This window comes from Pseudomonas extremorientalis (assembly GCF_024584605.1).
Lineage (GTDB): Bacteria > Pseudomonadota > Gammaproteobacteria > Pseudomonadales > Pseudomonadaceae > Aquipseudomonas > Aquipseudomonas extremorientalis.
Genome location: NZ_CP089519.1, coordinates 5,082,237 through 5,101,217, shown reverse-complemented (window position 1 = coordinate 5,101,217; position 18,981 = coordinate 5,082,237). Strand labels below are relative to the sequence as shown.

Annotated in this window: 18 protein-coding genes and 1 tRNA gene; 11 read left to right on the top strand and 8 right to left on the bottom strand. The window is 59.6% G+C overall.

The features are described 5' to 3' along the window. The 11 genes from tolQ (at position 1) to nadA (ending at position 9,485) form a co-directional block, all read left to right on the top strand. Entirely contained in the window at positions 1-696 is a 696-nt protein-coding gene (tolQ, locus tag LUU92_RS23010; RefSeq protein ID WP_015885609.1) for a protein TolQ, read from the top strand. A gap of 23 nt (positions 697-719) precedes the next feature. Further along, positions 720-1,172: a protein TolR gene (gene tolR / locus LUU92_RS23005; protein WP_161793227.1), complete on the top strand. Its 453-nt coding sequence runs from the start codon at positions 720-722 to the stop codon at positions 1,170-1,172. Continuing rightward, positions 1,172-2,245: a cell envelope integrity protein TolA gene (tolA, locus tag LUU92_RS23000; RefSeq protein WP_034109149.1), complete on the top strand. Its 1,074-nt coding sequence runs from the start codon at positions 1,172-1,174 to the stop codon at positions 2,243-2,245. The genes tolR and tolA overlap by 1 nt, the downstream gene beginning before the upstream one ends. 17 nt (positions 2,246-2,262) lie before the next feature. Beyond that, on the top strand, positions 2,263-3,543 hold the full coding sequence (gene tolB / locus LUU92_RS22995) for a Tol-Pal system beta propeller repeat protein TolB (RefSeq protein WP_071489395.1): 1,281 nt from the start codon (positions 2,263-2,265) through the stop codon (positions 3,541-3,543). 55 nt (positions 3,544-3,598) lie between these two features. Further along, positions 3,599-4,099, top strand: coding sequence for a peptidoglycan-associated lipoprotein Pal (gene pal, locus LUU92_RS22990; protein WP_003209827.1), 501 nt, complete (start codon positions 3,599-3,601; stop codon positions 4,097-4,099). A 6-nt stretch (positions 4,100-4,105) separates the two neighbouring features. After that, positions 4,106-4,936 carry a tol-pal system protein YbgF gene (gene ybgF, locus LUU92_RS22985; RefSeq protein ID WP_058423266.1) on the top strand — a complete coding sequence of 277 codons (831 nt, stop codon included), beginning with the start codon at positions 4,106-4,108 and terminating at the stop codon, positions 4,934-4,936. 166 nt (positions 4,937-5,102) lie between these two features. Then, a complete protein-coding gene (gene queE / locus LUU92_RS22980) occupies positions 5,103-5,750 on the top strand; it encodes a 7-carboxy-7-deazaguanine synthase QueE (protein ID WP_058423265.1) in 648 nt (215 codons plus the stop codon). Between the two features lie 16 nt (positions 5,751-5,766). After that, on the top strand, positions 5,767-6,441 hold the full coding sequence (gene queC / locus LUU92_RS22975) for a 7-cyano-7-deazaguanine synthase QueC (protein WP_257103876.1): 675 nt from the start codon (positions 5,767-5,769) through the stop codon (positions 6,439-6,441). Between the two features lie 63 nt (positions 6,442-6,504). Further along, positions 6,505-6,580, top strand: a tRNA-Lys gene (locus LUU92_RS22970). Between the two features lie 318 nt (positions 6,581-6,898). Further along, complete coding sequence (locus tag LUU92_RS22965; protein ID WP_257102691.1) at positions 6,899-8,185, top strand: OmpP1/FadL family transporter; 1,287 nt, start codon at positions 6,899-6,901, stop codon at positions 8,183-8,185. A 241-nt stretch (positions 8,186-8,426) separates the two neighbouring features. Then, entirely contained in the window at positions 8,427-9,485 is a 1,059-nt protein-coding gene (gene nadA / locus LUU92_RS22960; protein WP_060754176.1) for a quinolinate synthase NadA, read from the top strand. A gap of 4 nt (positions 9,486-9,489) precedes the next feature. Here the strand turns inward: nadA and LUU92_RS22955 are convergent, their stop codons facing one another. The 8 genes from LUU92_RS22955 to LUU92_RS22920 form a co-directional block, all read right to left on the bottom strand. After that, complete coding sequence (locus LUU92_RS22955; protein ID WP_071489399.1) at positions 9,490-9,978, bottom strand: RDD family protein; 489 nt, start codon at positions 9,976-9,978, stop codon at positions 9,490-9,492. Positions 9,979-10,074: 96 nt separating this feature from the next. After that, positions 10,075-10,290 (bottom strand): cold-shock protein, encoded by a 216-nt coding sequence (locus LUU92_RS22950; protein WP_071489400.1) that lies wholly within the window; start codon positions 10,288-10,290, stop codon positions 10,075-10,077. Between the two features lie 392 nt (positions 10,291-10,682). Continuing rightward, positions 10,683-11,807 carry a glycine cleavage system aminomethyltransferase GcvT gene (gcvT, locus tag LUU92_RS22945; RefSeq protein ID WP_071489401.1) on the bottom strand — a complete coding sequence of 375 codons (1,125 nt, stop codon included), beginning with the start codon at positions 11,805-11,807 and terminating at the stop codon, positions 10,683-10,685. Positions 11,808-11,846: 39 nt separating this feature from the next. Then, positions 11,847-13,223: an L-serine ammonia-lyase gene (locus LUU92_RS22940; protein WP_257102690.1), complete on the bottom strand. Its 1,377-nt coding sequence runs from the start codon at positions 13,221-13,223 to the stop codon at positions 11,847-11,849. A 160-nt stretch (positions 13,224-13,383) separates the two neighbouring features. Beyond that, positions 13,384-16,224 carry an aminomethyl-transferring glycine dehydrogenase gene (gene gcvP / locus LUU92_RS22935; RefSeq protein WP_257102689.1) on the bottom strand — a complete coding sequence of 947 codons (2,841 nt, stop codon included), beginning with the start codon at positions 16,222-16,224 and terminating at the stop codon, positions 13,384-13,386. Between the two features lie 10 nt (positions 16,225-16,234). Continuing rightward, positions 16,235-16,618, bottom strand: coding sequence for a glycine cleavage system protein GcvH (gene gcvH / locus LUU92_RS22930; RefSeq protein ID WP_010208126.1), 384 nt, complete (start codon positions 16,616-16,618; stop codon positions 16,235-16,237). 368 nt (positions 16,619-16,986) lie between these two features. Next, a complete protein-coding gene (gene gcsR, locus LUU92_RS22925) occupies positions 16,987-18,498 on the bottom strand; it encodes a transcriptional regulator GcsR (protein WP_071489404.1) in 1,512 nt (503 codons plus the stop codon). A 111-nt stretch (positions 18,499-18,609) separates the two neighbouring features. Further along, positions 18,610-18,972: a DUF5064 family protein gene (locus tag LUU92_RS22920; RefSeq protein ID WP_058423256.1), complete on the bottom strand. Its 363-nt coding sequence runs from the start codon at positions 18,970-18,972 to the stop codon at positions 18,610-18,612. Positions 18,973-18,981: the final 9 nt, after the last annotated feature.

Here is an 18,981-nt window from a genome sequence, read left to right as displayed (position 1 = left end):
GTGGAACCTACCGTCGTCGACCATTCCTCCATGTGGAGCCTGGTCAGCAATGCCAGTGTTGTGGTTCAACTGGTCATGCTGACCCTGGTAGCCGCATCGGTTACCTCTTGGGTCATGATTTTTCAGCGCAGCAACCTGCTGCGTGCCGGTCGACGTGCCCTGGAGAGCTTTGAAGAGCGCTTCTGGTCGGGTATCGACCTGTCCAAGCTGTACCGCCAGGCCGGCAGCAACCCGGACCCGGACTCGGGCGTCGAGCAGATCTTCCGCGCCGGCTTCAAGGAATTCTCCCGTCTGCGCCAGCAGCCAGGCGTTGACCCGGAAGCGGTGATGGAAGGTGTGGCACGTGCCATGCGCGTGGCCATTTCCCGCGAAGAAGAAAAGCTTGAGCAAAGCCTGCCGTTCCTCGCCACCGTCGGTTCCGTGAGCCCGTACATCGGTCTGTTCGGTACCGTGTGGGGGATCATGAACTCCTTCCGTGGCCTGGCCCAGGCTCAGCAAGCGACCCTGGCCACCGTGGCACCGGGTATCGCCGAGGCCCTGATCGCCACCGCGATCGGCCTGTTTGCCGCTATCCCCGCAGTAATCGCCTACAACCGCTTCGCTGCCACCAGCGAAACGTTGATCGGTCGTTACTACACCTTCGCCGACGAGTTCCAGGCGATCCTGCACCGTAAAGTGCACACCAGCGAAGAATAAGCAGGTAATTCCCAATGGCTTTAATCGCTCGAGCTCGCAAAAAGCGCAAGCCGGTCGCCGAGATGAACGTAGTGCCTTACATCGACGTGATGCTGGTGCTGCTGGTTATCTTCATGGTGACCGCGCCGATGCTCAACCAGGGCGTGAAGGTTGATTTGCCCAAGGTTTCCAGTGAAGCCTTGCCGCAAGACAACAACACTCAAGTCCTGACCATTTCGATCAAGGCTGACAAGACCTATTACTGGAATCTTGGCAGCGAAGTCGACACGCAGAAGCAGCAAGACAAGGCTCTCACTTTGCCTGCGATGACCGATGCGGTGACCAAGATCATTCGCTCCGGCAACGAAGGCGGCAAGCACACCCAGGTGTTCATCCGTGGCGACAAATCGGTCGACTACGGCTCCGTCATGGGCGCCATGGGCGGGCTGCAGAAGGCCGGCGTGGGTAACGTTGGCTTGATTACCGAGGCGCCCTGATGCAGCAACAGCGAGAGCCGTCCGCCTCGGAAAGCTACTTCTGGCCTAGCGTCTGGGCGATTGCGCTGCATGTCCTGGTGTTTGGCATGCTGTTCGTCAGCTTTGCCATGACCCCGGACCTGCCGCCAGCCAAGCCGATCGTGCAGGCGACCCTGTATCAGCTGAAATCGAAAAGTCAGGCCACCACCCAGACCAATCAGAAGATTGCGGGTGAGGCCCAGAAGTCGGCTGCGCGCCAGACTGAAGTCGAACAGATGGAACAGAAGAAGGTCGAGCAGGAAGCGGTGAAGGCGGCTGCGGAACAAAAGAAAGAAGAGGCGGCTCAAAAGGCCGAGGAATCGAAAAAGGCTGACGAAGCCAAGAAGGCTGACGAGGCGAAAAAGGCTGATGAAGCCAAGAAAGCCGAGAAAGCTGCCGAAGCGAAAAAGGCCGAAGAGAAACAATTGGCTGATATAGCCAAGAAGAAATCTGAAGAAGAAGCCAAGAAGGCTGCCGAAGAAGAGGCCAAGAAAAAGGCCGCTGAAGACGCCAAGAAGAAAATAGTCGAAGACGCGAAGAAAAAAGCCGCCGAAGACGCCAAGAAAAAAGCTGAAGCAGACGAGGCGAAGAAAAAAGTCGCCGACGACGCGAAGAAGAAAGCTGCCGCCGACGCCCAGAAGAAAAAGGCCCAGGAAGCAGCGCGCAAATCCGCCGAAGAGAAGAAGGCCCAGGCCTTGGCAGATTTGCTCTCCGACACGCCGCAGCGTCAGCAAGCCTTGGCCGATGAACGTGGTGATGAAGTCGCGGGCAGTTTCGACGATCTGATTCGGGCACGGGCAGCGGAAGGCTGGACACGTCCACCTTCGGCGCGCAAAGGCATGACAGTAGTGCTGCAGATCGGCATGTTGCCGGACGGTACGGTGACTTCGGTCAGCGTGGCCAAGTCCAGTGGTGACGGTTCGTTCGACAGTTCGGCGGTTGCCGCAGTCAAGAACATTGGCCGGTTGACCGAGATGCAGGGAATGAAACCAAGCGACTTCGCTCCCTATCGTTCATTCAAGATGACATTCACACCTGAGGATCTAGCCTTGTGAGAAACCTTCTTCGAGGAATGCTTGTCGTTATTTGCTGTATGGCAGGGATAGCGGCGGCGGATGAAAAGAACATCCTGGTTACCAGCGGTAGTGATCGGGCCACTCCGATCGCAGTAGTACCGTTCGGCTGGCAGGGCGGCAGCGTGCTGCCGGACGACATGGCCCAGATCGTCAGTGATGACCTGCGCAACTCCGGCTATTACGCACCGATTCCAAAAGGCAACATGATCAGCCAGCCTACCCAGGCCAGCGAAGTCATTTTCCGTGACTGGAAAGCAGTGGGCGCGCAGTACCTGATGGTCGGCAATATCACGCCGGCCGGTGGTCGTCTGCAAATCACCTACGCCTTGTTCAACGTGGCGACCGAGCAGCAGGTCTTGACCGGCAGCGTCTCGGGCACGGCCGAGCAGATCCGCGACATGGCCCACTACATCTCGGACCAGTCGTTCGAAAAACTCACCGGTATCAAGGGGGCTTTCTCGACGCGTCTGCTGTATGTAACGGCTGAGCGTTTCTCCGTAGACAACACTCGTTACACCTTGCAGCGTTCGGACTACGACGGTGCTCGCGCTGTGACCTTGCTGCAATCCCGTGAGCCAATCCTGTCGCCGCGCTTCGCGCCGGACGGCAAGCGTATTGCCTACGTGTCTTTCGAGCAGAAGCGTCCGCGTATCTTCGTCCAGCACATTGATACTGGCCGTCGTGAGCAGATCACCAACTTCGAAGGCCTCAACGGTGCGCCGGCTTGGTCACCGGATGGTTCGCGCCTGGCGTTCGTGCTGTCTAAAGACGGCAACCCGGACATCTACGTGATGAACATGGCTTCACGCCAGATCACTCGCGCAACCAGCGGCCCAGGTATCAATACCGAACCGTTCTGGGGCAAGGATGGTTCGACCATCTACTTCACCTCTGACCGTGGCGGCAAGCCACAGGTCTATAAGGCGAATGTGAATGGTGGTGGTGCAGAGCGCGTTACTTTTATCGGTAACTACAACGCCAACCCTAAGCTTTCGGCTGATGAAAAGACGTTGGTGATGATTCACCGTCAGGATGGTTTCACTAATTTCCGGGTTGCGGCCCAGGATTTGCAGCGCGGAACCGTAAAAATCCTTACAGATACCAACCTTGATGAGTCAGCCACTGTTGCGCCCAACGGCACCATGGTAATCTACGCCACCCGCCAGCAGGGCCGGGGAGTCTTGATGCTCGTGTCCATTAATGGACGCGTAAGGCTCCCGCTTCCTACCGCACAAGGCGAAGTCAGAGAACCATCCTGGTCCCCTTACCTGAACTGACGCGGCGCTACAAAAAGATTTGCTTAACACACTGGGGTTCATTAGGAGTTTCACGATGGAAATGCTGAAGTTTGGTAAGTTTGCTGCTCTGGCTCTGGCTCTGTCCGTAGCCGTTGGTTGCTCGTCTAAAGGCGGCGACAATGCCGGTGAAGGCGCAGCTGTTGATCCAAACGCTGGTTACGGCGCTAACACTGGTGCGGTTGACGGCTCCCTGAGCGAAGAAGCTGCTCTGCGCGCTATCACCACTTTCTACTTCGAATACGACAGTTCGGACCTGAAACCAGAAGCCATGCGCGCTCTGGACGTTCACGCGAAGGACCTGAAAGCTAACGGCGCTCGCGTTGTTCTGGAAGGTAACACTGACGAACGTGGTACTCGTGAGTACAACATGGCACTGGGCGAGCGTCGTGCGAAAGCCGTTCAGCGCTACCTGGTACTGCAAGGTGTTGCTCCAGGCCAACTGGAACTGGTTTCCTACGGTAAAGAGCGTCCAGTTGCTACTGGCCACGACGAGCAGTCCTGGGCTCAAAACCGTCGCGTCGAACTGCGTAAGTAATTCGTCATGCGAACGTGCCGTCGTGCTCTGACTGTATTGGCTCTCAGCCTCGCACCGCTTGCGGTGTGGGCTGCGGTTCCTGTGGAAGATAGCAACTCTGGCTATAACAATAGCGGGAGCAGTTATCCGCCAGCGGGTTATGGCACGAACGGCGCCTATGCGGGGGGAGCGGCTACGTCCGCTCCCTCGGCACAGGGCGAACTGTTCAACCAGCTGCAACGCATGCAGGATCAAATCGCGCAGCAGCAAGGCGCTATTGAGGTACTGCAAAACCAGGTGAACCAGCTCAAGCAAGAAGGCCTGGAGCGTTACAAGGATCTTGATCAACGTATTGGAGCCGGCGTTCAACCTGCCGCAACTCCTGATAATTCTTCTGCCGGTGGCGCGCCTAGCGCTGCTGCCGGTGCAGCAGCAGGGGCGGCTGCCAGCCAAGCCCCTGCCGCGAGCAGCGAACCGGGTGATCCGGCGAAGGAAAAGCTGTATTACGATGCAGCCTTCGACCTGATCAAAGCCAAGGATTTCGACAAGGCCAGCCAGGCCTTTACCGCTTTCCTGCGTAAATACCCGAACAGCCAATACGCGGGCAACGCCCAGTACTGGTTAGGTGAAGTCAACCTGGCAAAGGGTGATCTACAGGGCGCGGGCCAGGCATTTGCCAAGGTCAGCCAGCTGTACCCCAAGCACGCCAAGGTGCCGGACTCGCTGTACAAACTCGCTGACGTAGAACGCCGCCTGGGTCATACCGACAAGGTCAAAGGTATTCTGCAACAGGTGGTGGCCCAGTATCCGGGGACTTCCGCTGCCCAGTTGGCCCAACGGGACTTGCAGCGCTTGTAAGCGATGTTTTACCCGTTTAGAAGAAACCCGCGCCTTGCGCGGGTTTTTTCGTTAGAATCCACGCCCTTTCATGAAACACGCTTTTTGGGGTCTACGCGTTGGCGGGGTCCCTCAAAGTGCCTGACGGAGGCGGACAGCCTGTTTAGCTGTTACGCCCGTGGCGACTATGCAAGACACATTACGTATTACCGAAGTTTTTTACTCGTTGCAGGGTGAAACGCGGACGGCCGGCCTGCCCACAGTATTTGTGCGCCTGACCGGTTGCCCCTTGCGTTGCCAGTACTGCGACAGCGCCTACGCCTTCAGTGGTGGCACGGTGCGCACCCTCGATGACATCCTGGAGCAGGTTGCCGGCTACAAGCCGCGCTACGTTTGTGTGACCGGCGGTGAGCCGCTGGCCCAGCCAAATGCCATCCCATTGCTCAAGCAGCTGTGTGACGCCGGTTACGAGGTCTCCCTGGAAACCAGTGGCGCCTTGGATATCTCTGCAGTTGACCCCCGCGTAAGCCGGGTAGTCGACCTCAAGACCCCCGATTCCAAGGAATCGCATCGCAACCGCTACGAGAACATCGAGCTGTTGACGGCCAACGACCAGGTCAAGTTCGTCATCTGTTCGCGTGACGACTACGACTGGGCGAACTCCAAGCTGATTCAATACGGGCTGGACCGCCGTGCAGGCGAAGTGCTGTTCTCACCAAGCCACCATGACCTGAATGCACGTGACCTCGCCGATTGGGTGGTTGCGGACAATCTGCCGGTGCGCCTGCAATTGCAGTTGCATAAATACCTTTGGAACGACGAGCCAGGACGCTGATATGACTGAACACACCATGGATCAAAAACGCGCGGTAATCCTGCTGTCCGGCGGCCTTGACTCCGCCACGGTGGTTGCCATGGCGCAGGCGCAAGGCTACAGCTGCTACACCATGAGCTTCGACTACGGCCAGCGTCACCGTGCCGAGTTGAACGCTGCGGCCCGCGTCGCCCGCGACATGGGCGTGGTCGAACACAAGGTGATTGGCCTGAACCTCAACGGCATCGGTGGCTCAGCACTGACCGACAGCAGCATCGATGTGCCAGAAACCCCCGGTGAAGGCATCCCGGTGACCTACGTGCCGGCACGTAACACGGTGTTCCTGTCCCTGGCGCTTGGCTGGGCAGAGGTGCTTCACGCTCGCGACATTTTCATCGGCGTCAACGCGGTGGATTATTCAGGTTACCCTGACTGTCGTCCGGAGTTCGTCGAGTCGTTCGAACGCATGGCCAACCTGGCGACAAAGGCCGGCGTAGAAGGGCAGGGCTTCCGTATCCTGGCGCCGCTGCAAAACCTGAGCAAGGCTGACATCGTGAAGGCAGGCGTAGGACTTGGCGTCGATTATTCGCTGACTGTTTCCTGCTACCAGGCAGACGATGACGGCCGTGCTTGTGGGAAATGCGACAGCTGCAGACTGCGTGCAGAAGGCTTCCACGCCGCCGGAATTACTGACCCAACGCGTTATTTCTGATTTATTTCAAATAAGGTGTTGAATAATCCTTAGAAATCAGTATTATACGCGCCACCACACAGCGGGTCGTTAGCTCAGTTGGTAGAGCAGTTGGCTTTTAACCAATTGGTCGTAGGTTCGAATCCCACACGACCCACCATTTTTGGCGGTTTAGAAAATCCGGAAGGCCCACGCAAGTGAGGATTTCCGGGTTTTTTTTTTGCCTGCCTGAAAACCCGACAGCCCCAGGCCAACGAAAAGCCTGGGGCTTTTTTGCATCTGCGCGAGGTTGATGCTATCGCCGAAACCCATGGGTCACAATCGGGTTTCAAGGTCATTACTGGAAACGAAAAAACAGGCAAAGTCTTTGAAATGCATAGAATTGTCCGACAATCCTGCGCATGAAAAACTCTTCATAAACCGGCCGCTCGAACGTTGGTAGCTTCCTCATCGCTGCCCCACAATTCGAGTCCTAATAATGAATAACAAAACTCTTAAAGGCGCCTTGGCGCTCGCCGTTTCCCTTGCCTCAACCCCGTTGTTCGCCGGTGGTTTCGCGCTCAATGAACAAAGCATCAGTTCAATGGGCACGGGCTACGCAGGTCGTTCCTCCTCCGCTGAAGACGCCAGCACGGTGTTCGGCAACCCCGCCGGCATGTCGCGTCTGAAACAGAATGAAGTCAGCCTCGGCGCGACTTACCTCGATGCCAAATCCAACATCAGGGACGCCAGTTCCTCGCAGTTCGGTGCCAACAACCCAGGCACCAATAAGGGCGACATGGTGCCCGGCATTGCCGTGCCGATGGGCTACCTGGTCACGCCCATTGATGAGCACTGGGCGTTCGGCCTGGGTATCTACGCGCCGTTCGGCCTGGTGACCGACTATGAGCACAGCTTCCAGGGCAATGGCTTTGGCAACAAGAGCAAGGTCCAGGTCATCACCGTGCAGCCGACGGTCAGCTATGCCTTCAACGACAAAGTGTCGGTGGGCTTTGGCCCGACCTTCAATCGCATCAGTGGCGAGCTGGATTCCAATGTGCCGCTGGGTGGCGGAGCCGGCGAAAGCGTGAAGGTCAAAGGCGACGACAATGCCACCGGGTTCAATGCCGGTCTCCTGGTGCAGCCTCTTGAAAGCACGCGCATCGGTGTGACCTATCACTCGCAGGTGGTCTACCACCTCAGCGGCAAGACCCATGCGTCCGGTTTGATTTCCGATGCCTTCGACGGTGGGCCGCAAAAGTATGACGCCAGCCTGGATGTGACTACGCCCTCTTCGGTGGATTTCTCGGTAACCCATCAACTCAATGATGACTGGACCTTGTACCTCGGCAGCACCTACACCCGTTGGAGCCAGTTGAAGAAGATCACCATCAACAACGACGGGGTCTCCGACCTCACCGCTCAATTCGGTGGCCTGGGCTCGATCACCGAACAACAGCATTGGCATGACACCTGGTCCCATGCCATTGGTGCGGCTTATCGGGTCAACAAAGAACTCGTACTGCGGACCGGTTTCTCGGTGGACCAGACGCCTACCAACAACACCGACCGCTCCGTTCGAATTCCTACGGGGGACCGCACTGTTTTCAGCTTGGGTGCTGGCTGGACGCCCGTCGATAACCTGACCTTCGATGTGGCGTATTCCTACCTCAAGGAAGAACCGATCAAGGTGCGGCAGAACCTTTCCCAGGTTGGCCTGACTTACGATGCCAAATATGAAAACAGTGCCAACGGGTTTGGTGGCTCGGTGACTTACCGTTTTTGATAAAAAAACCGGCGGTAAATACGGGAAGCCCCATGTGGGGCTTCCCGTTTTTTTGCCCGACGCAGGCGCACGCGAACACCAGATTAGGCTTTTGAAACCATTCGATATTCTGTAGCCTTGCCGAGCTTCACCTTAACCCGTGCTTGATGAACACAATCACTTCGTCCGGCGGCGCCCGAAGGGCTCCAGAGCCGGTGGTACACTCGACTTTCGCGCAACTGCGCCTGCAGGTCTTGCGAACATGACGCAAATTTCCGAACGCCTTCTGGTTCAAGCCCACCTCGACGCCAAGCAGCCCAAGGCCCTCAGCGCCGATGAAGAGGCGAGCCTGCGCACTGCCATCGCCGCCGAGCTCAAGGCTCAGGATGCGGTGCTGGTTGCCCACTTCTACTGTGACCCGGTGATCCAGGCTTTGGCCGAAGAAACCGGTGGCTGTGTCTCAGACTCCCTGGAAATGGCGCGCTTCGGCGCCGCTCACCCGGCCAAGACCGTGTTGGTCGCCGGTGTGCGTTTCATGGGCGAGACCGCCAAGATCCTCACCCCTGAAAAACGTATCCTCATGCCCACCCTGGAAGCCACCTGCTCCCTGGACCTGGGCTGCCCCGTCGATGAGTTCTCGGCGTTCTGCGACCAGCATCCCGAACGCACCGTGGTGGTGTATGCCAACACCTCGGCGGCGGTCAAAGCCCGGGCGGATTGGGTGGTGACGTCAAGCTGCGCGCTGGAGATCGTCGAAAGCCTGATGGACAACGGCGAGACGATCATCTGGGGGCCGGACAAACACCTGGGCACTTACATCCAGCGCCAGACCGGTGCCGATATGCTGCTGTGGGACGGCGCCTGCATCGTCCACGAAGAATTCAAATCCAAGCAGTTGGAAGACATGAAGGCGCTGTACCCGGATGCGGCCATCCTGGTGCATCCGGAATCGCCGACATCGGTGATCGAGCTGGCGGATGCCGTAGGCTCGACCAGCCAGCTGATTGCCGCGGCCCAACGCCTGCCGAATAAAACCTTTATCGTCGCCACCGACCGCGGCATCTTCTACAAGATGCAGCAACTGTGCCCGGACAAGGTCTTCGTCGAGGCGCCTACCGCCGGCAATGGTGCGGCGTGCCGCAGTTGCGCGCATTGTCCGTGGATGGCAATGAACACGCTGGAGCGCACGTTGCAGTGCCTGCGTGAAGGCAGTAACGAGATATTCGTCGAGCCTTCGGTGATCCCGCAGGCTGTGCGTCCGCTCAAGCGCATGTTGGACTTTACCCAGGCCGCGCGCTTGAAGCTGGCGGGCAACGCCTGAGTCGCTACTTTTTCTGTTTGGGGATACGAACCAGCTGGCTGTCGGAATAGATGTCATGCCAGCTGCGTTTGCGTTTATCAAACAGCGACCAGATAAACCCCAGCCCTACGCACAACCACGACGCAATCGACACCACGAAGCGCAGCAACGCCTGCCACAGGCTGATCCGTGAGCCGTCAGCGTTCTGCACGCGTACGCCCCACACCTGCATGCCCAGGGTCTGGCCGGAATGAGTCCAGAACTTGGCGAAGAAGCCGAACAGCACAAATAAAAGGATCGTCGACAGCAACGGGTCGCCATCCAGCGCGCCGGATTCGGTGAGGGTGCGCATCCTGGCTTCACCAACAAACGCGATCCAGATCAGCTTGTAGATAAACGCGGTGACGATCAGCAGTGCGGTGCATAGCAGGAAATCATAGAACATCGCTGCCAGGCGACGGCCCAGGCCAACGGCGGGGAATTCGCCTTGCGGGCTCAGCAGGGGTTTCGACATGGCAGGGCTCTCTTATGAAAAAAAGCCATTTTACGAGCAAATGCACATAAAAAAGCCCCTGATGTCACCATCAGGGGCTTTTTGTCGCAGAAGAACTCAGTGGCTTTCTGCTTGTACTTCGTCAGCCTGCATGCCTTTCTGGCCTTGCACAGCAACGAATGTCACTTTCTGGCCTTCTTTCAGGCTCTTGAAGCCGTTGCCCTGAATAGCGCGGAAATGCACGAACAGATCCGGACCGCTTTCTGGAGTGATAAAACCAAACCCTTTCTCGTCGTTAAACCACTTGACGGTACCGCTCTGACGTTCAGCCATTTTCTTATTTCCTTGACGCTAAAAATTAATGACAGCCCCTTTCGCATGAAAGAGTACTGGGCTGGGTTGCAGGAAAGTAAGAGACGTCGAACGGGTTGTAGCGGACTTCTTCAGCTACTGCCCAGGTCCAGGTTCCAAGCGACCCATGCAAACACAGTGGGCAAACTCTACGCCAACTAATAGAGAAAAAACAAGCCCTGCCAAAAGCCCAGGTTTTGCTGGGGCTCATGACACTTTGTTGAACAGTGTGGAACTGACTTATTCGATAGAGTTGGTCACTTGTTATAGGTTGATCCCTCTATAAAAGACTATCGGAAGTGCACTGTTTTATGGCGGTTGCGTTACAGATTAGTGCACGTTAACGCAACCTCGTTACTTATAGAAACAGTCAATCAGCCACGATAGTAACGTTGTGGCACAAATGGCATTTTACTTACACGAAGTGGCACCTTTTTCCCACGCACCAGCGCGGAGACTTCGGTATCCAGTGCAATAAAAGCGCTGTCCAGGTAACCCATGGCGAGCGGGCCGCCGAGGGTCGGGCCGAAACCGCCGCTGCACACGCTGCCGATCACGGTGCCGTCTGCGTCGACAATTTCCGCGCCTTCACGCACGGGTGTGCGCTCCTGTGGCAGCAGGCCTACACGTTTGCGGCTCACGCCGGTTTGCTGCTGGGTGAAGATCTGGTCGGCGCCAGGGAAGCCACCGGCACGTGCACCGTCGGCACGGCGGGCCTTCGAGATAGCCCACAACAGGCTGGCCTCGATGGGGGTGGTGTCGGTGTTCATGTCGTGGCCGTAGAGGCACAAGCCGGCTTCCAGGCGCAACGAATCGCGGGCACCCAGGCCGATGGCCTGTACTTCGGTCTCGGCCAGCAGGCTGCGCGCCAGGCTTTCGGCATTGGCGGCAGGTACGGAGATTTCGAAGCCGTCTTCACCGGTGTAGCCCGAACGGCTGACATAGCAGTCCACGCCCAGCAGGCGCAGGGCGGCGAATTGCATGAAGGTCATCTTGGTGACTTCCGGTGCCAGGCGCGCCAGCACCTTGACCGCGGCCGGGCCCTGCAGCGCCAGCAACGCACGCTCTTCGAACAGCGGCTCGATGGTGCACCGGTCGCCGATGTGTTGGCGCAGGTGCGCGAGGTCCTGATCCTTGCAGGCGGCATTGACCACCAGGAACAGTTCGTCGTTACCCAGGTTCGCCACCATCAGGTCATCGAGAATGCCGCCCTGCTCATTGGTGAACATCGCGTAGCGCTGCATGCCCACCGGCAGGTCGATGATGTCGACCGGCACCAGGGTTTCCAGGGCCTTGGCAGCGTTGGCGCCGGTGAGGCGGATCTGGCCCATGTGGGACACGTCGAACAAACCGGCTTGATCACGGGTGTGCAGGTGCTCCTTCATCACGCCCAGCGGGTATTGCACTGGCATGTCGTAGCCGGCGAAGGGTACCATGCGTGCGCCCAGTTCGAGGTGCAGGGCGTGCAGAGGGGTTTTCAACAGGGTTTCGGTGGACATATTCAGCTCCTGAAAAACGTGCTGGCGCGCTGTTAGGCGTCAGCACTCGATAATGTTGACCGCCAAACCGCCACGGGCGGTTTCCTTGTATTTGCTTTTCATGTCGGCGCCGGTCTGGCGCATGGTGCGGATCACTTTATCGAGGGACACAAAGTGCTGCCCATCGCCGCGCAAGGCCATGCGCACTGCGTTGATCGCCTTGACCGAGCCCATGGCATTACGCTCGATGCAGGGCACCTGCACCAGTCCGCCAATCGGGTCGCAGGTCAGGCCGAGGTTGTGTTCCATGCCGATTTCGGCGGCGTTTTCCACCTGGGACACGCTGCCGCCCAACACTTCACACAACGCACCGGCGGCCATGGAACAGGCCACGCCGACCTCGCCCTGGCAGCCGACCTCGGCGCCGGAGATCGAGGCGTTTTCCTTGTACAGAATGCCGATGGCGGCCGCCGTGAGCAGGAAGCGCACTACGCCATCCTCATTCGCGCCGGGAATGAAGCGCATGTAGTAATGCAGCACCGCCGGCACAATCCCGGCCGCACCATTGGTGGGCGCCGTGACCACGCGCCCGCCGTTGGCGTTTTCTTCGTTGACCGCCAGGGCGTAGAGGTTGACCCAATCGAGCACCGACAACGGATCGCGCAACGCCGACTCCGGGTTCTTGCACAACTGGCGATGCAGGGCCGCCGCGCGACGCTTGACCTTCAATCCACCGGGCAGAATCCCTTCGTTGCGGCAACCGGCGTCCACGCAGTCCTGCATCACCTGCCAGATCTTCAGCAGGCCGGCGCGGGTTTCCGCTTCCGGGCGCCAGGCGCTTTCATTGGTCAGCATCACCTGGCTGATGGACAGCCCATAGGTGGTGCAATGGCTCAGCAGGTCCTTGGCGTGCTTGAACGGGAAGGTCAGGGGGGTGGCGTCTTCGACAATCCGGTCGGCACCGGCGGCGTCTTCGTCCACCACAAAACCGCCGCCGACCGAGTAGTACTCGCGGCTGCGGATCTGGATATGGGCGGCGTCGAAGGCACGGAAAATCATGCCGTTGGGATGGTAGGCGAGGGGTTTGCGAATCATCGCCAGGTGTTCTTTCTCGTTGAACGCAATGCGGTGTTCACCGAGCAGGTTCAGGTGGCCGTCCTTGCGCATCTGCGCCAGGCGTGTTGCCACGGTTTCGGTATTCACAGTGTCCGGGTGTTCGCCTTCCAGGCCCAGCAGTACGGCTTTGTCGCTGCCGTGGCCTTTGCCGGTGGCGCCCAGCGACCCATAGAGTTCCACCTTGACGCAGGTGGTGGCGCTCAGCAGGTTGTCACGCTTGAGACCCTCGACGAATCGAGCGGCCGCACGCATCGGGCCGACGGTGTGGGAGCTGGAGGGGCCAATGCCAATCTTGAACAGGTCGAACACGCTAAGGGACATGGTTGTTCTCCGGTTTCTTATTATTTTCTGAAAGTTGACTCGATCTAGTGTGGGAGGGGGCTTGCCCCCGATGACAGTGTGTCAGTCAGCTTATCTGTGGCTGATGCACCGCAATCGGGGGCAAGCCCCCTCCCACATTTGTACCCAATGTATCCTTTGGTTATGCGTAGCTCTCGATCGACGGGCACGCACACACCAGATTTCGGTCACCAAACACGTTGTCGACACGCCCCACCGGCGGCCAGTACTTGCCTTCGATCAACGATGGCACTGGATACACCGCCTGTTCGCGGGTGTAGGGGTGGGTCCACTCACTTACCAGTTCAGCTGCGGTGTGGGGTGCGTTTTTCAGCGGGTTGTCGTCCTTGTCCAGCGTGCCGTTCTCCACTGCGCGGATTTCTTCGCGGATGGCGATCATGGCGTTGCAGAAACGGTCCAGTTCCTCCTTGGATTCGCTTTCGGTCGGCTCGATCATCAAGGTGCCGGCCACTGGGAACGACATGGTCGGCGCATGGAAGCCGAAGTCGATCAGGCGCTTGGCCACGTCATCCACGCTGATGCCGCTGCTGTCCTTCAGCGGGCGCAGATCCAGGATGCATTCGTGCGCCACCAGGCCGTTGCTGCCGGTGTACAGCACCGGGTAGTGCTCTTCCAGGCGACGGGAAATGTAGTTGGCATTCAGGATCGCCAATTGCGAAGCGCGCTTGAGGCCTGCGCCGCCCATCATGCTGATGTACATCCAGGTGATCGGCAGGATGCTCGCGCTGCCGAACGGCGCGGCGCACACCGCGCCTTCCTTGCGTTCCATGGCCGCGTGGCCGGGCAGGAACGGCGTGAGGTGCGACTTGACGCCAATCGGGCCGACGCCCGGGCCGCCACCGCCGTGGGGGATGCAGAAGGTCTTGTGCAGGTTCAGGTGGGACACGTCGCCGCCGAACTTGCCCGGGGCGCACAGGCCGACCATGGCGTTCATGTTGGCACCATCGATGTACACCTGGCCGCCGTTGTCGTGAATGATGCCGCAGATTTCGCGGATGCCTTCTTCGAACACGCCGTGGGTGGACGGGTAGGTGATCATCAAGGCCGCAAGGTGCTCGCGGTGCTCGATGGCCTTGGCGCGCAGGTCTTCGATGTCGACGTTGCCACGTGCGTCGCACGCGGTGACGACCACGCGCATGCCGGCCATGTTGGCGGTCGCCGGGTTGGTGCCGTGGGCCGATGACGGGATCAGGCAGATGTCGCGACGTTCCTCGCCACGGCTCTGGTGGTAGGCGCGAATGGCCAGGAGGCCGGCGTACTCACCCTGGGAACCGGCGTTCGGTTGCAGCGAGATCGCGTCGTAGCCGGTGGCCGCGCACAGCATGGCTTCCAGCTCGGACGTCAATTGCAGGTAGCCGGCGCTTTGTTCGGCTGGGGCGAATGGGTGCAGGGCGCCGAATTCGGCCCAGGTCACCGGAATCATTTCGCTGGCGGCGTTGAGTTTCATGGTGCACGAGCCCAGCGGGATCATGGTGCGGTCCAGCGCCAGGTCCTTGTCGGCCAGTTTGCGCAGGTAGCGCATCAGCTCGGTTTCCGAGTGATAGCGGTTGAACACCGGGTGGCTGAGCACAGGCGACTGGCGCAGCAGGGCGGCAGGTAGGGTGCTGTCTACGCTGTCGTTGAAGGCCGGCAGGGACTTGCCGTCGGCGAAGATCGACCACAGGGCTTCGATATCGGCCTGGGTGGTGGTTTCGTCAACCGAAATACCCAGGCGCTCGGCGTCCACCACGCGCAGGTTGATGCTTTGTGCGCGGGCAGTGTCGTGCAGGGCGGCGGTCTTGGCGCCAGTGTTCAGGGTAATGGTATCGAAGAAGTTGGCTTGTTCGACGGTCAGGCCCAGGGCGGTCAAGCCCTTGGCCAGGATCGCCGTCAGCTGGTGCACGCGCCGGGCAATCTGGGTCAGGCCCTTAGGGCCGTGGTACACGGCGTACATGCTGGCGATGTTGGCCAGCAGCACCTGGGCGGTGCAGATGTTCGACGTGGCTTTCTCGCGACGGATATGTTGCTCACGGGTCTGCATGGCCAGGCGCAGGGCCGGCTTGCCGAAACGGTCGACGGACACGCCGACCAGACGGCCCGGCATGTCGCGCTTGAACGCATCCTTGGTGGAGAAGTACGCCGCATGCGGGCCACCAAAGCCCAGCGGCACGCCGAAGCGCTGCGCGCTGCCGATGGCCACGTCGGCGCCGAACTCACCCGGTGGGGTCAGCAGGGTCAGGGCCAGCAGGTCGGCGGCCACGGCCACCAGGGCATTGGCGGCGTGGAAGCGCTCGGTCAGTTCGCGGTAGTCGAACACGTCGCCGTTGCTGGCCGGGTATTGCAGCAGGGCGCCGAAGAATGGGCTGACGTCGGTCAGTTCACGCTCATCGCCGACGACCACGTCGATGCCCAGCGGTTCGGCACGGGTGCGCAGCACGTCGAGGGTTTGCGGGTGGCTGTGGATCGAGGCGAAGAAGGCGTTGCTGCTCTTGTTCTTGCTCAGGCGCTTGCAGAAGGTCATGGCTTCGGCGGCGGCGGTGGCTTCGTCGAGCAGGGAGGCGTTGGCGATCGGCAGGCCGGTGAGGTCGCTGATCAGGGTCTGAAAGTTCAGCAGCGCTTCCAGGCGGCCTTGGGAAATTTCGGGCTGGTACGGGGTGTAGGCGGTGTACCAGGCCGGGTTTTCCAGGAGGTTGCGCAGGATCGGCGACGGCGTGTGGCAGTTGTAGTAGCCCTGGCCGATGTAGGTCTTGAACAGTTGGTTCTTGCTGGCGATGGCCTTGATCTTGGCCAGGGCCTCGGCTTCGCTGAGGCCGTCTTCCAGGCCGAGCACGCTGGTGCCCTTGATGCTTTCCGGGATCACGCTGGCGCTCAGGGCTTCCAGGGAGTCAAAGCCCAGGCTGGCGAGCATCTGCTGCTCGTCTTCGTGGCGCGGGCCGATATGGCGGGCGATGAATTCGTTGGCGGTGGTGAGATTAACGGTCATGGCGCGCTCCTCAAGCTTCAGCGTTGGCTTTGATCAGGCGATCGTACGCGTCCTGATCCAACAGTTTAGCGACTGCCCCGGCATCGGCCGGTTTAAAGCGGAAGAACCAACCTTCGCCCATCGGGTCTTCGTTGACCAGTTCCGGGCTGCCGTCAAGCTTGTCGTTCACTTCGAGGACTTCCCCGTCCAGCGGCATGTACACGCCGCTGGCGGCCTTGACCGATTCCACGGTGGACGCTTCAGCGCCCTTGTCGTAGGCCTGCAACTCCGGCAGTTGCACGAAAACCACATCACCCAGCGCGTTCTGCGCAAAAGCGGTGATACCCACGGTGACGCTGCCGTCGGCTTCGGCGCGCAGCCATTCGTGATCTTCAGTGAAACGCAACTCGCTCATGGAAACTCCTCAGGGCCAGATTCGTCTGGTGGACGGGATTGGAATAATGGGGAGTTGCTTAGCAATATCGCGGCCAACGTGATTAAACCGTTGTAAATCAATAGCTTGATAAAATCGATTATGAGGATATGCATGTTGGCTGTAGCGATTTCGCTACAGTTGGGCCTGTGAAAAAAAGCCTATGTGGATCAAAGCCTTGCATGGCGCGTAAAAAACAGGGTTGTAGCGATATCGTTACGCTGTAGCGCTTTCAGTACAGCGGATGTCGTTCTCAGACCAAAATCTGTAATGCGGTCGACGTTTGGAATGCTGCCAATGCGGGAGGGGGCAAGCCCCCTCCCGCATTTGACCTCTAACGACCCAGCCAGTCAGGGCTTGCCGGTGGGAATGCCGTACTTGCGCAGACGATGGGCAATCGCCGTATGGGAAGTCTGCAAGCGGCTGGCCAGTTGGCGAGTCGAGGGGTAGCTGGTGTAGAGGGTTTCCAGCAGGTTGCGCTCGAAGTCTTCCACTGCCTGTTCCAGGCTGTCGATTTCGCCGTCGCTCTGGCGCGCCACCGAGGTGCCAGCGATGTCGAGGTCGCCGATGTCCACCAGGCTACTTTCGCAGATCGCTGCGGCGCGGAAGATCACGTTCTGCAACTGGCGTACGTTGCCCGGCCAGCGGTTGCCCAGCAGCGCCGGGTAAGTGCCGGGCGCCAGGCGGCAGACCGGGCGCTGGATCTGCGCACAGGCCTGCTGCATGAAATAGCGGGCCAGCAACAGGATGTCCTGGCCGCGTGCGCGCAGGGGCGGTACTTCGACGTTGAGCACGTTGAGGCGGTAGAACAGGTCTTCGCGGAAGGTGCCTTCGCTGACCATCTTCTCCAGGTCGCGGTGGGTGGCGCTGAGGATGCGCACATTGACCTTCACTTCACGGTCGCCACCGACACGCCGGAAGCTGCCGTCATTGAGAAAACGCAGCAGCTTGGCCTGCAAGTACGGCGACATCTCGCCGATCTCATCGAGGAACACCGTGCCCTGGTTGGCCAGTTCCATCAGCCCCGGCTTGCCACCGCGTTGCGCGCCGGTAAAGGCACCGGGCGCATAGCCGAACAGTTCACTCTCGGCGAGGTTTTCCGGTAGCGCCGCGCAGTTCAAGGCCAGGAACGGCGCACTGTGACGTGCACTGATGGCGTGACAGGCACGCGCCACCAATTCCTTGCCGGTGCCGGTCTCACCCTGGATCAACAGCGGCGCATCCAACGCCGCCACGCGCTGAGCGCGCGCCTTTAGGGTGCGGATCACCGGCGACTCGCCAAGCAGCGCGTCAAAGCCCTCCGCATGATCATGGTGCAGCGCCGACAGTTGTTCACCGATGCGGTTGGGTTGGTAGAGGGTGAGCAGGGCGCCCGCGTCAGTGATCGGCGTGGCGTCCAGCAGCAGGGTCTGACCGTTGACGCTGATCTCGCGCAGCGGCAAGCGAAAGCCCTGTTCCAGCAAGGTGTCCAGCAGCGTAGGGTCGTTGAACAGTTCGCTGATGCTTTCGCCGGCCGGTTCGCGGCCATACAGGGCAATCAGCGCCGGGTTCGCGAGCAGGATCTTGCCCGCGCTGTCCAGCGCCAGCACCGGGTCGGTCATGGCGGCCAGCAGGGCGTCGAGTTGCAGGTGACGGCGTTGGCCGGGGAGGATGTCCACCACGGTCACCGCCTGCACGCCGTGCACGCTGAACAGCGCGTCGCGCAGTTCTTCGAGCACATCGGCGCTGAGGGTCGGCGCGTCGATGTAGACGTTGGGCGGCACCATCTCCACCGCATCCAGATTGAGATTGCGCCCACCGAGCAGGGCCAGGACTTCCTGGGTAATGCCGACGCGGTCGATGAAGCTGACGTGGATACGCATGGGGCGCTAACGATTCTGGGGAGCTGGAGGCGGCAAGTATGCCTTGCAGATGTTGGAGATCAAAATGTGGGAGGGGGCAAGCCGCCTCCCACCGTTGAAGCTGAGTGACCTTTATTCCAGGTGTTCGGGTTTGATCGGGTCCCCGGCCTTCACATCCAATTGATGCCGCACATCCTCGAACATCAGGTCGTACTGCTTGTGCATCGAGCCGTTCAATACCGCAACCTTCGGCATCCCATACTTCTGCGCGATGTTCATCGCATGCCGCGCAAAGTCGAACGCCTGGTCCTTGGGCAGGAAGAACTCTTCCTTGAGGTCCTTGCCCTGCACCGAGCCATGCAGCTTGAACAGCATGCCCTTGCCCTCCTTTGGGTCCTGGCTGACTTCGTAGTCGATGCACAGGTTGTAGCTGTAGTCCTGGGCATTCAGTGCGTGACGTTCAACGTGCAAGTGACCGGGTTCAAAGGTGGCCATAGGCGTCTC

What these genes read in the sequence shown, in the direction of transcription:
- gcsR (WP_071489404.1), bottom strand. Translation starts at nt 18,498, where the DNA reads ATGCGTATCCACGTCAGCTTCATCGACCGCGTCGGCATTACCCAGGAA.
- gcvH (WP_010208126.1), bottom strand. Translation starts at nt 16,618, where the DNA reads ATGAGCGAGTTGCGTTTCACTGAAGATCACGAATGGCTGCGCGCCGAA.
- LUU92_RS22940 (WP_257102690.1), bottom strand. Translation starts at nt 13,223, where the DNA reads ATGTCCCTTAGCGTGTTCGACCTGTTCAAGATTGGCATTGGCCCCTCC.
- gcvP (WP_257102689.1), bottom strand. Translation starts at nt 16,224, where the DNA reads ATGACCGTTAATCTCACCACCGCCAACGAATTCATCGCCCGCCATATC.
- queE (WP_058423265.1), top strand. Translation starts at nt 5,103, where the DNA reads ATGCAAGACACATTACGTATTACCGAAGTTTTTTACTCGTTGCAGGGT.
- LUU92_RS22920 (WP_058423256.1), bottom strand. Translation starts at nt 18,972, where the DNA reads ATGGCCACCTTTGAACCCGGTCACTTGCACGTTGAACGTCACGCACTG.
- tolA (WP_034109149.1), top strand. Translation starts at nt 1,172, where the DNA reads ATGCAGCAACAGCGAGAGCCGTCCGCCTCGGAAAGCTACTTCTGGCCT.
- nadA (WP_060754176.1), top strand. Translation starts at nt 8,427, where the DNA reads ATGACGCAAATTTCCGAACGCCTTCTGGTTCAAGCCCACCTCGACGCC.
- LUU92_RS22955 (WP_071489399.1), bottom strand. Translation starts at nt 9,978, where the DNA reads ATGTCGAAACCCCTGCTGAGCCCGCAAGGCGAATTCCCCGCCGTTGGC.
- gcvT (WP_071489401.1), bottom strand. Translation starts at nt 11,807, where the DNA reads ATGTCCACCGAAACCCTGTTGAAAACCCCTCTGCACGCCCTGCACCTC.
- LUU92_RS22950 (WP_071489400.1), bottom strand. Translation starts at nt 10,290, where the DNA reads ATGGCTGAACGTCAGAGCGGTACCGTCAAGTGGTTTAACGACGAGAAA.
- LUU92_RS22965 (WP_257102691.1), top strand. Translation starts at nt 6,899, where the DNA reads ATGAATAACAAAACTCTTAAAGGCGCCTTGGCGCTCGCCGTTTCCCTT.
- tolB (WP_071489395.1), top strand. Translation starts at nt 2,263, where the DNA reads ATGCTTGTCGTTATTTGCTGTATGGCAGGGATAGCGGCGGCGGATGAA.
- ybgF (WP_058423266.1), top strand. Translation starts at nt 4,106, where the DNA reads ATGCGAACGTGCCGTCGTGCTCTGACTGTATTGGCTCTCAGCCTCGCA.
- pal (WP_003209827.1), top strand. Translation starts at nt 3,599, where the DNA reads ATGGAAATGCTGAAGTTTGGTAAGTTTGCTGCTCTGGCTCTGGCTCTG.
- queC (WP_257103876.1), top strand. Translation starts at nt 5,767, where the DNA reads ATGGATCAAAAACGCGCGGTAATCCTGCTGTCCGGCGGCCTTGACTCC.